This is a genomic window from Roseomonas fluvialis (assembly GCF_022846615.1).
Taxonomy (GTDB): domain Bacteria; phylum Pseudomonadota; class Alphaproteobacteria; order Acetobacterales; family Acetobacteraceae; genus Neoroseomonas; species Neoroseomonas fluvialis.
Map to the genome: position 1 here is coordinate 3,256,511 of NZ_AP025637.1, position 13,349 is coordinate 3,269,859.

At 71.1% G+C, this 13,349-nt stretch carries 13 protein-coding genes and 1 tRNA gene; 4 read left to right on the top strand and 10 right to left on the bottom strand.

Features of this window, described 5'->3' with window-relative positions:
* Positions 1-38: 38 nt before the first annotated feature.
* From MWM08_RS15850 to MWM08_RS15885, 8 genes are all read right to left on the bottom strand, one after another.
* On the bottom strand, positions 39-848 hold the full coding sequence (locus MWM08_RS15850; protein WP_244407474.1) for a hypothetical protein: 810 nt from the start codon (positions 846-848) through the stop codon (positions 39-41).
* Positions 849-932: 84 nt separating this feature from the next.
* Entirely contained in the window at positions 933-1,592 is a 660-nt protein-coding gene (locus MWM08_RS15855) for a thermonuclease family protein (protein ID WP_244407475.1), read from the bottom strand.
* A gap of 32 nt (positions 1,593-1,624) precedes the next feature.
* A tRNA-Met gene (locus tag MWM08_RS15860) sits at positions 1,625-1,701 on the bottom strand.
* Positions 1,702-1,721: 20 nt separating this feature from the next.
* Complete coding sequence (gene mnmA / locus MWM08_RS15865) at positions 1,722-2,825, bottom strand: tRNA 2-thiouridine(34) synthase MnmA (protein ID WP_244407476.1); 1,104 nt, start codon at positions 2,823-2,825, stop codon at positions 1,722-1,724.
* 52 nt (positions 2,826-2,877) lie between these two features.
* A complete protein-coding gene (locus MWM08_RS15870; RefSeq protein WP_244407477.1) occupies positions 2,878-3,573 on the bottom strand; it encodes a TenA family protein in 696 nt (231 codons plus the stop codon).
* A gap of 5 nt (positions 3,574-3,578) precedes the next feature.
* The gene (locus MWM08_RS15875) at positions 3,579-3,908 is read right to left on the bottom strand and encodes a ferredoxin family 2Fe-2S iron-sulfur cluster binding protein (RefSeq protein ID WP_244407478.1); all 330 of its coding nucleotides are present in this window, start codon (positions 3,906-3,908) and stop codon (positions 3,579-3,581) included.
* A 2-nt stretch (positions 3,909-3,910) separates the two neighbouring features.
* Entirely contained in the window at positions 3,911-5,125 is a 1,215-nt protein-coding gene (locus MWM08_RS15880; protein WP_244407479.1) for a cysteine desulfurase family protein, read from the bottom strand.
* Between the two features lie 387 nt (positions 5,126-5,512).
* Positions 5,513-7,966 carry a tetratricopeptide repeat protein gene (locus tag MWM08_RS15885; protein ID WP_244407480.1) on the bottom strand — a complete coding sequence of 818 codons (2,454 nt, stop codon included), beginning with the start codon at positions 7,964-7,966 and terminating at the stop codon, positions 5,513-5,515.
* 17 nt (positions 7,967-7,983) lie between these two features.
* On the opposite strand from MWM08_RS15885, the gene MWM08_RS15890 reads away from it, so the two are divergent.
* Together MWM08_RS15890 and MWM08_RS15895 are read left to right on the top strand one after the other, a co-directional pair.
* Entirely contained in the window at positions 7,984-8,301 is a 318-nt protein-coding gene (locus tag MWM08_RS15890) for a CU044_2847 family protein (RefSeq protein WP_244407481.1), read from the top strand.
* 81 nt (positions 8,302-8,382) lie between these two features.
* Positions 8,383-9,348 (top strand): NAD(P)-dependent oxidoreductase, encoded by a 966-nt coding sequence (locus tag MWM08_RS15895; RefSeq protein ID WP_244407482.1) that lies wholly within the window; start codon positions 8,383-8,385, stop codon positions 9,346-9,348.
* Between the two features lie 30 nt (positions 9,349-9,378).
* On the opposite strand, the gene MWM08_RS15900 is transcribed toward MWM08_RS15895, so the two are convergent.
* Both MWM08_RS15900 and MWM08_RS15905 read right to left on the bottom strand, forming a co-directional pair.
* Positions 9,379-10,503 carry a cysteine desulfurase family protein gene (locus tag MWM08_RS15900; protein WP_244407483.1) on the bottom strand — a complete coding sequence of 375 codons (1,125 nt, stop codon included), beginning with the start codon at positions 10,501-10,503 and terminating at the stop codon, positions 9,379-9,381.
* 31 nt (positions 10,504-10,534) lie between these two features.
* Positions 10,535-11,008: an Rrf2 family transcriptional regulator gene (locus tag MWM08_RS15905; protein ID WP_244407484.1), complete on the bottom strand. Its 474-nt coding sequence runs from the start codon at positions 11,006-11,008 to the stop codon at positions 10,535-10,537.
* Between the two features lie 388 nt (positions 11,009-11,396).
* Here MWM08_RS15905 and MWM08_RS15910 point away from each other — a divergent pair, with 388 nt between their 5' ends.
* A complete protein-coding gene (locus MWM08_RS15910) occupies positions 11,397-12,065 on the top strand; it encodes an alpha/beta hydrolase (RefSeq protein WP_244407485.1) in 669 nt (222 codons plus the stop codon).
* A gap of 272 nt (positions 12,066-12,337) precedes the next feature.
* The gene (locus tag MWM08_RS15915; RefSeq protein WP_244407486.1) at positions 12,338-13,306 is read left to right on the top strand and encodes a tripartite tricarboxylate transporter substrate binding protein; all 969 of its coding nucleotides are present in this window, start codon (positions 12,338-12,340) and stop codon (positions 13,304-13,306) included.
* Positions 13,307-13,349 lie beyond the last annotated feature (43 nt).

A 13,349-nucleotide genomic window follows, 5' to 3' on the forward strand; every position in this document is an offset into this window, starting at 1 on the left:
ACAACCTATGCGTTATTTTCGGACCCCAGGGTGCGCGGTCAGCCGGCCCCCAGTGTCCAGGCCATGCCGCGGGCCGGGACCGGCGCGTCGGCACCCACCGATCGCACCACAGCGCCGATCATGTCGGTCTGTCCGGCGGCGCCGAGCCGCGCGCGCCCCGTCATGGCCTCGGCCGCGCGGGCGGCCATGTCGGCATCCTGGCCGAAGGCCACGGCGGCGCCGGCGACATCGGCGGCCAGGATCGCCGCCTGGTGCGCCACCTCGAGCATGATCTCGCGCCGTTGGGACGGCCGCGCGGTCGCGAGCGCCGCCGCGGTGGCGGAGGCGAGGTCCGCACGCTCCGCCAGGCCGAGCAGTTCGGCCTTGCGGGCCTCCCCCGCCCGCTGGGTCGCCGGCAGTTCGGCCAAAGTGACCGCAAGCGGGCGCAGGCGCTGCTTGATCGCGGAGACATCGAGCGTGTCCACCATGCGCGCCAGGTCGTCGACCGTCGCGGCATGCTGCAGCAGCGCCGCGGCCACCGCCTTGCCGGTCAGCGCATCCTTGGCGGCGAGTTCGATCGACTTGCGAAGATCTACCGAAAAGGCGTCGAGTTCCGACGCGAAGGCCGCCTCCGCGTCGTCGCCGCCGGTGCCGTAGGCGAGCCGGCGGGCATTCGCCGCGATCGCCTCGGCCCGCACCGCAAGGCTCGCGACACCAGCCGCGGCCTGCTGCTGCTGCACCAGGCGCTGCGCCAGCGCATCGAGCGCCCCGCTGATGTCGGCCAGCATCCTGCGACCGGCGGCGTTGGCCGGTGCATCCGACAGGACCGCGGGCGAAAGACCGCCGGGCTCGCTCCGGTCCATGCTCATGCAGCCAGACTGCCACCCCGGGGTTAAGGCATCCTGACCGCGGCCATCACATGCGCGCGGGGTTACGTCTCCGCGCACCGCGTGTCAGTTGCGCGATCGCGCGCGCCAGTCCCAGGGCGGGTCGAAGCGGCCCTCCCACAGGCCACGACGGGCTGCGCGTGCCTCGGCCTCCTGGCGGAGGTAGTCGGTCGAGAAGCGCGTGAAGGCGAGCGCCCAGCCTTGGCGCACCAGCTCCGCGCCGATATCGCGACCGGCCTCGTCGTGGCAGCGCACGATGCGCCGGCGATACTGGTCGGTGTCGAGCTGCGCACAGGTGACCACGCCGCGGCCGAGGATGCCGGCCATAGCGTCGCGCGCGGCATCCCCGCAGGCATAGGGCCGGCCGGCGCGTTCGCAGGGCTGCGCCATCTCAGGCGCGTCGATGCCATGGATGCGCAGGCGCTCGTGGCCCACGGACAGCGTATCGCCATCCACCACGCCAACGCGGGCGGTGAAGCGGGCCAAAGGAGCCGGCGTGCCCTCCGGGATGCCATGGACCACGCGCGGGATCGGCGCGACGGGGCGGATCAGCCCGGCCTGCCAGCCGATCGCGACAGCCAGGCCCGCGAGGCCCAGGGCCGCGCCCCAGCGCAACCACCATGGCGGCCGCAGCCGATCGCGCAGGCGCTGCCAGGCGTCGCGGCGGTCCGCCGCGCGGAGGGCATCATGCAGGTCGGGCGGCAGTCGGCGGCGGCGGAAGATCACGCGTGTCCCCGGGGGCAGGCCGGACGGGAGGATGGTAGCGGCGAGCGGACTTGAACCGCTGACCCCGGCATTATGAGTGCCGTGCTCTAACCAGCTGAGCTACGCCGCCATCCACGCGAGGGCCGCGAGTTAGGCCGCGGCCCGTGCGCTGTCAACCGATCCGCGTGCGCGCAGGAAGCCCCCGCCCAGCACGCGGTCCCCATCATACATCACGCAGGCCTGGCCGGGGGCGACGATTCCCGGTGCATCGAGCGTGATGCGCAGCAGTCCGGTGGCGGCATCCCAGGCCACCGTCGCATCGCGCGGGGCCTCGCGCGCGCGCAGCTTCACCTGGCAGCGCAGCGGTGCGTCCGGCGCGTCAACCAGCCAGTTCACCTCGGCCGCGATGGCCTGGGTGGACTCGATCGCGCCGCGCGGCGCGACGATGACGCGCCGGGCCGGTGCATCCACCCCCGCGACGAACAGCTTGTCCGCCCCATCCCACGACGCGGTGCCAAGGCCCCTGCCCTGCCCGACCGTGTAGCGCGCGATCCCCTCATGCGTGCCGAGCACGCGGCCATCGCTGGTGGCGATCTCCCCGGCCGCCAGCGCCTCGGGGCGCAGCCGGCCCACCAGCGTGTCGTAGCGGCCCTCGGGCACGAAGCAGATGTCCTGGCTGTCGGGCTTGTCGGCAACCGCCAGGCCGAAGCGCGCGGCGAGCGCGCGCACCGATGCCTTGTCCGGCATGTCGCCCAGTGGGAACCGCGCGAGGGTGAGTTGTGTGCGCGTGGTGGCGGCGAGGAAGTAGGACTGGTCGCGCGCCGCATCCGCCGCGCGGTGCAGTTCGGCGCCGTGCACGCCATCCACGCGCCGCGCGTAATGGCCGGTGGCCAGCGCCTCGCAGCCCAGGTCGGCGGCGAGCGCGGCCAGGTCGCGGAACTTGACGGTCTGGTTGCAGCGGATGCAGGGGATGGGCGTCTCGCCGCGGGCGTAGGTGTCGGCGAAGTCGCCGATCACCTCGCGCCGGAACACCTGCTCGCGGTCCAGCACGTAGTGCGCGATGCCGAGGCGATCGGCCACGTCGCGGGCGTCATGGATGTCCTGTCCGGCGCAGCACGCGCCCTTCTTCCGGATGGCGGCGCCGTGGTCATAGAGTTGCAGGGTGGCGCCCACCACCTCGTGCCCCTGTTCGACCAGCAGCGCGGCGACAACGGAACTGTCGACGCCGCCGGACATGGCGACCAGCACGCGCATCAGGCGTGGCCGTGGGAGCGCAGGGTGGTGCGGCCCGGACGGAGGAAAGCGTTCATGCGGCGAGGCCCTGCTGCCAGAAGCGCTGCTCGAGCCGCGCGGCCTCGGCGAAGTCGGCCGCCAGGCGGGCGAAGCGGGCTTCCCCGCCATGGCTCACGCCCAGCGCATCGATGCGCGCGGCGGCGGCGCGGGCCATGGCCTGGTAGTCCTCGGCGGCGTAGGTGTCGATCCAGGACTGGTAGGGGTTGTCCTGCACGCGGCGCGCCGGGTCGGCCAGGATGCGCAGCGCGACCTCGCCATAGCCGACCGTGCAGGGCACCAGCGCGACTTCCAGGTCCAGGATGTCGCCCGCAAGCCCGCGGTCGAGCACCCAGCGGGTGTAGGAGACGGTCTCGGCGGTCTCGGGCGTCGCGACCACGTCGGACTCGCTGAGGCCCCAGCCGGCGCAGTACTTCAGGTGCAGCTTCGTCTCGTCCAGGATCGCGAGCACCGCGGCGGCCTTGTCGCGCATGGCCGCCAGGCTCTCGCCCTTCACCACGGCCAGCGCCTTGGCGCGGGCGAAATGGATCAGGAACAGGTAGTCCTGGATCAGGTAGTGCCGGAAGGCCGGCAGGGGCAGCGTGCCGTCCGACAGGCGCTGCACGAAGGGATGCCAGGTGTAGCCGGCCCAGTCGTTGGCGGCCGCGGCGCGCAGGCGACGGAACAGGCCGCCCTCGGCGCCGAAGTCGGTCTCCCAGCGCGGCGCGGCCATGGCGTTCAGCCGCCGGCGTTGCGGCTGCCGGCCGGCAGCTTGACGGTCAGGCCGTCCAGCGCATCGGTCATGATGAGCTGGCAGCCCAGGCGCGAGGTCTCCTGCAGGTCGAAGGCGAGGTCGAGCATGTCTTCCTCGTCCTCCGTCGCCTTGGCGAGCTTGCCGTACCAGGACGGGTCCACGATGACATGGCAGGTGGAGCAGGCGAGCGAGCCTTCGCAGGCCCCTTCGATGTCCACGCCGTGGCGGTGCGCGATCTCGAGCACCGAGAGCCCGAGCGGCGCATCCACTTCCTTGCGCGTGCCATCGCGCTGAACGAAGACCATCTTCGGCATTGCTACTCCGCCGCCCTGCTTGTTCCGGATGTCGCTTGCGCCCACGCCTGCCCCAGCATGGCGGCGGCGCGGTCCACATCGGCGGGCGAGGTAAAGCGTCCGATGCCGATCCGCAAGGTGGCGCGGGCGCGGGCTTCGTCCAGGCCGATGGCGCGCAGCACGTAGGAGGGTTCGACCTCGGCCGAGGAACAGGCGGAACCGGTCGAGACGCAAAGGCCGGGCGCGGCCTCCATGATGGCCTGGGCGGTGGCGCCACCGGGGAAGACGACGGAGGCATTGCCGGCGACGCGCGGGGCGTCCGGTGCGTTCAGTTCGATGCCGGGGATGGCGGCGCGCAGAGCATTGAGGAACCGGTCGCGCTGGCCGGCAATGCGGCCCGTGTCGAGCATGCCCTCGATGGCGGCGATGCGGGCGGCCTCGCCAAAGCCGACGACCAGCGGCGCGGGCAGTGTGCCCGAACGCAGGCCGCGTTCCTGGCCGCCGCCGGAGAACAGGGGTGCCAGGCGCACGCGCGGGCGGCGGCGGACATACAGGGCACCGATGCCCTTGGGGCCGTACATCTTGTGGGCGGAGAGGGAGAGCAGGTCGGCCTGGATCGCCTGCACATCGAGCGGGATGCGCCCGGCGGCCTGCGCGGCATCGGTGTGGAACAGGGCGCCGTGCTGCTTGGCCACCGCGCCGAGGGCGGCCAGGTCCTGGATCACGCCGATCTCGTTGTTCACGGCCATGATGCTGACCAGCAGGGTGCGGTCGTCGACTGCCTCGCGCAGGGCGTCGGGGCGCAGCAGGCCGTTGGCATCGACGGGGAGGATGACGGGTTCGAACCCCTCGGCGGCCAGGTCGCGGACGGATTCGAGGACGCATTTGTGCTCGGTGGCGGCCGTGATGATGCGGCGGCGGTCGGTGCCCTGGCTGGCGGCGAAGCGTAGATCGGGATTGGCGCGCGCGAAGCGCGCGACGCCCTTGATGGCGAGGTTGTTCGCCTCGGTGGCGCCGGAGGTCAGCACGATCTCGCGGGCCTCGGCGCCGATCAGCTCGGCGATGTGGGCGCGGGCCTGTTCGACGGCTTCCTCGGCAGCGCGGCCGAGGGTGTGTTCGATGCTGGCAGGGTTGGCGAAGTTCTCCTCCCACCAGGGGCGCATGGCGGCGAGGACGCGCGGGTCCGGCGGGGTGGTGGCGTGGTGGTCGAGGTAGAGGGGGCGGTTGGGGGCGGGCATTTTCGGCACTTGGGGTGCGGGTGGGGCGGGTGCGAGGCGGGGGCGGTGGATGGCGGAATTGCGGGTTTCGGACAAATGGGTGGGGTGCGCGAAAAGGTGTCGATTTCGGACAAATCGAGGGTGGCGGGGGTGCGGGGCTTGGACCAAGCTTCCGGGGCAGCGGGGGCACTTTCGGACTTTAGGGCTTTAGCGGCTCCGGGCGGCGTAGGCGGGCGGCCGGACGGTGGCGGCGGCGGCGGCGGGCACGGTCCCACGCAGCAGTGCGGCTGGGCGGAGGGGGCGGATGCGGCTGTGAAAGAGCGGCGTGGCGGTGTCCGCCACGGGCACGAACTTTACTAGGAAAATTTCCCTCATGCAAGCACGTCGCGGCTCCGACAGTCGACGCCATCACGGCAAGGCGGCGAGGCGGCGTTCAAACTCGGGGATCAGCCAGGCATCGACGGGGGCGAGGCGACCTGTATCGGCCAGGGCGCGGGCGATGGCGAGGGCGCGCGTCAGATGCGCGCGGGCGGCGGGCGGGTCGGTCCGGGCCAGCCGGTCGAGGCCGACGATCAGGTCGCGCTGCCACTCCGCATGCCCGGGATCGCTCGCCGCCAAGCGCTCAGTGATTTCCATGCCCTTGCGACATTCGGCCAGAGCCGCAACAGCATTGCCCTGGCGCCAGAGGGTCGCGCCGATCCTTTGGTAGCTAATCGCGAGATCCCGTTGCCATTCGGCGTTACTGGGGTCAGTGGCGACCAAACGCTCGGCGATCGCCATGGACTTGCGATACTCCGCCAGTGCCGCAGCTGTATCGCGCTGTTCCTGCAGCGCGTCGCCGATCCTCTGGTGGCTGACCATGAGGCTTCGCTGCCACTCCGGCTGCAAAGGGTCAGTCGCCGCAAGGCGCTTGGCGATGGCCATGCCCTTGCGGTATTCAGCCAACGCTGCGCGCGGATGACCCGTGTCCGTCAGCACGAGGCCGACCTTGTTGTGCGCGATTGATAGATCGTCTTGCCATAGCGACGTCGAGGGGTCGATCGCCACCAGCCACTCCGCGATTGCCATGGCCTTTCGGTATTCGGCCAGCGCCGCCGACGCATCGCTCTGGGTTCGTAGCACATCTCCGACTCTTATGTAGTTGTATCCAAGATGCCGCTGCCATTCAGTGTGCTCGCTGTCGGTCGTTACTAGGCGCGCAGCGATCGCTATCGCCTTACTATACTCGGCCAGTGCGGCCGCAGTCTCGCCCCGGATGACCAGCACGTCACCCAACCTAGTGTAGTTTAGCGAGAGGTCATATTGCCATTCCACTCGCCCGGGGTTGATCGCCGCGAGATGCTCGCGGATCACCATGCCCTTGCGGTAGTGGAGCTGCGCCCCAAGCGCCTCGCCCCGGCGATGCAGCACACTTCCGATCCTCAAATGGCTTACTGAGAGGTCTCGCTGCCAGTCCGCCTGCCCGGGGTCACTGGCTGCAAGCCGCGCGGCGATGATTAACGCCTTGCCGTATTCGGCCAGTGCCGCCGTGGTATCGCCTTGGTCTTCTAGCACGTCAGCTACCTTGTTGTGGCTCGCCCATAGATCCCACTGCCATTTGGCCTCCCCTGCGTCTCTGGCGACCAACCGCTCGGCGATCGCCATGGCCTTGCGATACTCGTCAAGCGCCGCCGTCGCTTGCCCCTGCCTCAGGAGCACATCGCCAAGGCGATTGGACGCCACGAGCACGTCGCGCCCAACGGGATCGATACGCCGCGCGGCATCGAGTGCATGTGCGAAGGCCTCACGCGCCAGCATGGCCGCGCCCGTGTCGCGGTGTAGATCGCCTAGCGCGATCCAATCCCAGACCTGCCCGCCATCGAGGGCGATGATGCTGCGCAAGGTGGCCTTCGCTGCGCCGTGGTCGCAGGCGAGGCGCTCGATCGACAGTTTCTCCCGCAGGAGCGGCACGACGCGCCGACGCTGTGCCTCCTCCTCCTGAGCAAGTTTCGCTTCCAGCACCGCCCGGGCTCCGGCGGCGTCGAGGCGCTGGACCTTGTCGCGCGCGGCGCCGATGGCGGCGTCGATGTCGGCGCCCTCGTTGCTCGGCACAACGGGCGCTGCGCCCTGAGCCCGCGCGACGGCGATGTAGTCGCGCAGGCGAGCAGGGATTTCGCGCACCGGCGCATCGGCGGTGCCGAGGTCGCGCAGGATGTTCGCGAGGTCGGCCGGGTCGATCCCCTCGGCCTGCGCCACGGGCGCTGCAGCGAGGCGGATCGCGTAGCGGCGGATCAAGGTTCCCGGAATGACGAAGGCTTCGTGCCGGCCGCTGCCGTCCTCGTCAGCCCCCAGTTCCGACAGGGACAGGATCGCGGCGAGTTGCTGGCCTCCGTCCTTGAACAGCGGCGAACCGCTGGAGCCGCGCGCAAACCAGTAGCCGTTCGGCGCCTGTCCGCTGAACTGGCGGCGCCCCTCGGGGTCGAGCGCGGGGTCCAGCGTGCCGCGGATGGTCACTTCGGCCCATTGCGGGCCGCTTCGCCGCAGTCGCGCCCGGCAGGCCGCCGACCCGGTCTCCAGCAGATCGTGCATCGCCAGCTGCAGGACCGGCGTCCCCGAAGGCAGTTCCCTGGGGCGCAGCAGCACCAGGTCGGGCGGCCGGGTCTCCTGGTCGCAGGCATCCGCCAGGGTCAGCGTCTGGCGCCTATCCGCGTCGGCGCGCGGGAAGTCGGCGAAAGGCAGGGCGCCCTTGTCCGCGCCTAGCACGGCATCCCGCCACACATGCCGGCAGGTGGCTATCAACCCACCCTCGATCACCGCGCCGCAGCCGATGAAGGCGTGCGGCGCCGTTGCGGACAGGATGTGAACCAGGGCACCCTCGATCATTGCGCGAGGAGACAGGCATGCCCGCAACCCTGCAAGTGGAATTGGCCGATGGCCGCACGGTGTATTTCGGCGGTACCGGGAAGGACGCCGCCGGCCTGAGGGAGGTCAGCGTCGGCGAGTCCGTGGCCGAAGCCAGCGCGGCGGCGCTGGAGCGTGGCCTCGCAGGGCTGAGGGACGTGGTCGCGATGCTAGACCGCTCCGTCGCTGGGTTGGTGAAGAAGCCCGAGAAAGTCGAGGTCGAGTTCGCCGCCAAGCTGACAGGCAAGGCGAATCTGTGGGTGGTGTCGGGCGATGCCTCGGCCGAGTTCAAGGTGAAGCTGACCTGGGGGAAGTAGCGCGGAGCCGTGCTTGCCCGGCTCGCTTGCGGGCGTCCCGCATCCGCGTAACGTGCCGTCCCGCACCACCCAGGACGCCCCATGCCCCGCATCCTCATGATGGAGAGCCCCCTCTCCGACATCCCGACCGCGCGCGAGATCGCGCCCCCCGGCATGGAGCTGATCGTCGCCCCCTTCGGCTCCGACGCCTTCAAGGCCGCGCTGCCCGGGGCCGATTTCCTGGTCGGCTTCGGCAACAAGGCGATCGATGCCGGCTTCTACGCGACCGCGCCGAAGCTCAAGCTGTTCCAGCTGCTGTCCGCCGGCTACGACACCGTGGATATCGAGGCCGCGCGCGGTGCGGGCATCCCGGTCTGCAACAATGGCGGGGCCAATTCCACGGCCGTGTCGGAGCACGCCATGATGCTCATGATGGCCGTCTGCCGCCGCCTGGTCTGGCAGCATGAGAGCGTGGTGACTGGCCGCTGGCGGGGCAACGACCCCGGCTCGGTGAAACTGTTCGAATTGCGCGACAAGGTGCTCGGCCTGGTGGGCCTGGGCGCGATCGGCAAGAAGGTCGCGCGCCTTGCCAACGCCTTCGGCATGCGGGTGCAGTACTACGACATCAAGCGTGTGTCGGAGGCCGAGGAGGATGCGCTGAGCGTCCGCTTCCGGCTGCTGAACGAGATCCTGCGCACGTCGGACATCGTCTCGCTGCATGTGCCACTCACGCCGGCGTCGAAGCACATGATCGGCGCGGAGGCGCTCGCGATGATGAAGCCCAGCGCCTACCTGGTGAACACCTGCCGCGGCCCGGTCATCGACGAAGCCGCGCTGATCGCGGCCCTCGATGGCGGCGTGATCGCCGGTGCGGGCCTCGATGTCTTCGACCAGGAACCGCCGCCGGCCGACAATCCGCTGTTCAGGATGAAGAACGTGATCCTGACGCCGCACTATGCCGGCCCAACCTGGGACAACCAGCCCGCGCGCTTCCGCAATGCCTTCGACAATTGCCAGCGCGTGGCGCGCGGCGAGCGGCCGCTGTGGATCATCCCCGAACTGCAGTAGCGCGCGCGTCACGCGCGGGGCCGTCGCCGATCAGGCCGCGCGCCGCGCGAGGCGGGCGTGCATGGCAGCCCAGGCCTGGGTGAAGCGCTCGGCGGTGTCCGCGCCCGCGTTCCAGGGCAACGAGACACGGACCGCGCAGGCGGCGTCCGCCCCCAGCCCCATCGCCGCCAGGACGTGGCTCGCGCCGACCTTCCCCGAGGAACAGGCCGCGCCAGCCGACACCCGCACCCCCGCGAGGTCCAGCGCGATCACCTGGGTTTCGGCTGGCACGCCGGGCAGCAGGATCGAGGTGGTGTTCGGCAGGCGCGGCGCGGCGCGGCCAGGGAAACGGGCCTCGGGCGCCAGGGCCGTCACCGAGGCCTCGATGGTGTCGCGCAGGGCGGCGAGTCGCGCGGGCGTTCCGATATCGGCATGGGCCGCGGCGAGCGCGGCGGCCAGGCCGGCGATGGCGGGCAGCGGCTCGGTGCCGCCGCGCCGCCCGCGTTCCTGCCCGCCGCCGGCGACCAGCGGGGTGACATCGACCCCCGCGCGGAGCACCAGCGCCCCGGCGCCCTTGGGCCCGCCGATCTTGTGGCCGGAGATCGCCAGGCTGTCGGCACCGTCGAGCGCGACCGGCACGCGCCCCGCGGCCTGCACGGCGTCGACATGCAGTAGCGCGCCATGGGCGTGGCAGATCGCGGCGGCTGGCGCGATCGGGTGCAGCACGCCGGTCTCGTTGTTCGCCGCCATCAGGCAGACCAGTGCGGGGCCGCCGGTGGCCAGCGCCGACTCGAGCGCCGCGAGGTCGAGCGTGCCGTCGGCCAGCACGGGCAGCAGCGTCGCGTCCGGGGCGGCGCGGAGCACGGCGGGGTGTTCGGTGGCCCCGGCCAGCACGCGGCGGCCGGGCGCCAGGCCGCGGATCGCCAGCGCATTGGCCTCGGTGCCACCGGCGGTGAAGACCACGTCCTGCGGCCGGGCGCCGCAGGCCTGCGCGAGGGTGGCGCGCGCCTGCTCCAGCACGCGCCGCGCGGCGCGGCCTTCGGCATGGACGGAGGACGGGTTGCCGACCAGGTCGAGCGCGGCCAGCACCGCCGCGCGCGCTTCCGGCCGCAACGGCTCGGTGGCGTTGGCATCGAGGTAGACCGGCGCGGGGTGCATCACCGGGCCGGCTGTCATGGTGCGCGGGCGCGGGCGGCGGGACGGGCCATCATTCGGCCGCGCGCTGCACCGGCTGGGGCGGGCGGGCGCGGCCGGTGACGCGGCCCTCGACCACGTCGGCCAGGGTCATGCCGCCGAGGAACAGGCGGATCTGGTCGCCGAGCTCGGCCCAGAGGTCGTGGGTCAGGCAGCGCTCGCCGGCCAGGCAGCCCGGTGATCCGTCCTCGCAGCGGGTGGCGATGATGGGTTCGTCGGCGGCCTCGACCACATCGGCAATCGGGATGTCGTGGGGCGCGCGGGCCAGGCGGTATCCGCCGCCGGGGCCGCGGGCGGAGGCGACCAGGCCGGCGCGGCGCAGTCGGGCGAACAATTGTTCGAGATACGCGACGGACAGATGCTGCGCGGCGGCGATTTCGGCAAGGGTCACGGGGCGGCCCTCGGCGCAGGCGGTACCGGCCTGGGTGCGGGCAGCCATGTCGACCATGGCCATGACCGCGTATCGGCCCCTGGTGGACAAGCGCATCGGCTACTCCGCTCCCCTCGCAACCCTGCCCTGCCGCAAGACATGGGGTGCCTGTCGTGATTCTGTTATGAAAATCCGGGGGGTCTCATGTATGGTGCCGGCGCACCGGGAGACGGGGACCTCCCCCGGCGCGCCATGGGATGCTTTGAAACCTTGATGAAAGAGCATCATTTGTCCTGCGCAGCCGCGCTTCGAGATGAATGATGTGATTGTCCGACCGCCTTAGTCAAGAATTCGACGATATGCGGCACATCCCGTGACCGGTGCCCTGGCACCGGATCGAGAGAGGTTCCCGAAACTTGCGGCAGGTTGCCGCGACCGCTGGCCCACCCCCCGGGCCCAGCCGTGTCGCGACACCCGCGGCAGAGCGCATTGGACTGTACGCACGATGCCCGAGGTCATGTTCGCCGGGCCGGATGGCCGGCTCGAAGGACGCTACCACCATTCGAAGCGCCCCAATGCCCCGGTGGCTCTCATCCTGCACCCCCACCCGCTGCATGGCGGGACCATGAACAACCGGGTCACCTACAGCCTGTACCAGCGTTTCCAGGCGATGGGCTTCTCGGTGCTGCGCTTCAACTATCGCGGCGTGGGCCGCAGCCAGGGCCGCTACGATGGCGGCATCGGCGAGGTCTCGGACGCCTGTTCGGGCCTGGATTTCCTGCAGGCGGTGAACCCCAACGCGTCGATGCTGTGGGTCGCGGGCTATTCCTTCGGGTCCTATGTCGGCATGCAGGTGCTGATGCGCCGCCCGGAGATGGGCGGCTTCATCTCCATCAGCGCGCCGGCCTCGCACTACGATTTCGGCTTCCTCGCGCCGTGCCCCTGCAACGGGCTGATCTTCCATGGCGCGGACGACGAACTCGTGCCCGAACCCTCGGTGCGCAAGCTGGTCGACAAGCTGAACACCCAGAAGGGCATCACCATCGACTACCGCGTGATGCCCGGTGCCGGGCACGTCTATACGCCCGAGCAGACCGAGAAGGTGGTGGACGCGGCCGAGGACCACGTGATGGGCGTGCTGAACCGCAGCCGGATGGCGCTCGCCGCCGACTGAGCCGCGCGCCGCGCGCCGGGTTTCGAGGGCCGCCGGGCAGACCGGCGGCCCTTTTCTTTTTCGAGGCAGCGCATCGCTGACCTCAACCTTGCCCTGGGCGCGGGGACAACGCCGCGGGTGGTGTGGAGGCTGCGCGGCGCAGCGCGGCGTGTCGGTGACCGGGATCACACGGCGATCGCCGGCCTGGCGCCGCGCAGGCGCCTGCGCGAGCGGGCTTCCGGGGCGCCGCGCGAGCAGGCATCCTGCCGCCGACCAGCCGGAGGAAACGAATCATGGTGCACAGCCCAACCCGCCGCGGCCTGATCGCCGCGACGCTCGCCACGCCTGCCGTCGCGCGCGCGCAGGGGAGCGGCTGGCGGCCGGACCGGCAGATCACCATGATCGTTGCCTTTGCGCCCGGCGGCGGGACCGACGCCGCGGCGCGCACCATCGCCCGCTTCATGGAGCGCGACCTGGGCCAGCCCGTGGTGGTGCTGAACCGCCCCGGCGCGGGCGGCGAGATCGGCTTCAGCGAACTGGCCCGCGCGCGGCCCGATGGCTACACGATCGGCTTCATCAACACGCCCACCATCGTGACCATCCCGATCGAGCGGCGCGCGCGGTTCAGCCTGGCGGATTTCGCGCTGATCGCGAATATCGTGGACGATCCGGGCGGCATCTGGGTGCTCAACGACAACCCGATCCGTGACTTCGCGGGGCTGCTGGCGGCGGCGCGGGCGCAGCCGGAGGCGATCGGCTACGGCACCACCGGAATCGGGTCGGACGACCACCTGGCGATCCTCGCGATCCAGCGCGCGACGAATACGCGCTTCCTGCACATCCCCTTCGCGGGGTCGTCGCAGGTGAAGCAGAACCTGATGTCGCGCGCGATTCCTCTGGCCGTGATGAACATGGCCGAGGGCATGAACGAATGGCGCCAGGGCGTGCTGCGCCCGATCGTGCAGATGGGCGCCACGCGCTGGGAACCGGCCGCCAGCGTGCCGACGCTCAAGGAACTCGGACTCGACATCGTCGAGGGGTCCATGCGCGGCATGGCGGCGCCCGCGGGGATGCCGCCCGAGGTCCTGGAGCGCCTGGCGCTGTCGGTCCGGCGCACGGTGGAGAACGAGGAATTCAAGGCGCTGGCGGTGCAACAGAACCTGCCGCTGCGCTTCCTGGCCCCGCCGGAGTACCTGGCCGAACTGCAGGCGCTGAAGGCGCGCTACGAGGCGCTGTGGGCGCAGCATCCGTGGCGTGAGTGACGGGCGGGCGCCCGCGCTGGACCTAGCCGCGCGCAGGACTTGG

Excerpts from the sequence above, each read along its gene's own strand:
- MWM08_RS15850 (WP_244407474.1), bottom strand. The coding sequence starts at position 848 with ATGAGCATGGACCGGAGCGAGCCCGGCGGTCTTTCGCCCGCGGTCCTG.
- mnmA (WP_244407476.1), bottom strand. The coding sequence starts at position 2,825 with ATGCGCGTGCTGGTCGCCATGTCCGGCGGCGTCGACAGTTCCGTTGTC.
- MWM08_RS15870 (WP_244407477.1), bottom strand. The coding sequence starts at position 3,573 with ATGGCCGCGCCGCGCTGGGAGACCGACTTCGGCGCCGAGGGCGGCCTG.
- MWM08_RS15875 (WP_244407478.1), bottom strand. The coding sequence starts at position 3,908 with ATGCCGAAGATGGTCTTCGTTCAGCGCGATGGCACGCGCAAGGAAGTG.
- MWM08_RS15880 (WP_244407479.1), bottom strand. The coding sequence starts at position 5,125 with ATGCCCGCCCCCAACCGCCCCCTCTACCTCGACCACCACGCCACCACC.
- MWM08_RS15885 (WP_244407480.1), bottom strand. The coding sequence starts at position 7,966 with ATGATCGAGGGTGCCCTGGTTCACATCCTGTCCGCAACGGCGCCGCAC.
- MWM08_RS15890 (WP_244407481.1), top strand. The coding sequence starts at position 7,984 with ATGCCCGCAACCCTGCAAGTGGAATTGGCCGATGGCCGCACGGTGTAT.
- MWM08_RS15895 (WP_244407482.1), top strand. The coding sequence starts at position 8,383 with ATGCCCCGCATCCTCATGATGGAGAGCCCCCTCTCCGACATCCCGACC.
- MWM08_RS15900 (WP_244407483.1), bottom strand. The coding sequence starts at position 10,503 with ATGACAGCCGGCCCGGTGATGCACCCCGCGCCGGTCTACCTCGATGCC.
- MWM08_RS15905 (WP_244407484.1), bottom strand. The coding sequence starts at position 11,008 with ATGCGCTTGTCCACCAGGGGCCGATACGCGGTCATGGCCATGGTCGAC.
- MWM08_RS15910 (WP_244407485.1), top strand. The coding sequence starts at position 11,397 with ATGCCCGAGGTCATGTTCGCCGGGCCGGATGGCCGGCTCGAAGGACGC.
- MWM08_RS15915 (WP_244407486.1), top strand. The coding sequence starts at position 12,338 with ATGGTGCACAGCCCAACCCGCCGCGGCCTGATCGCCGCGACGCTCGCC.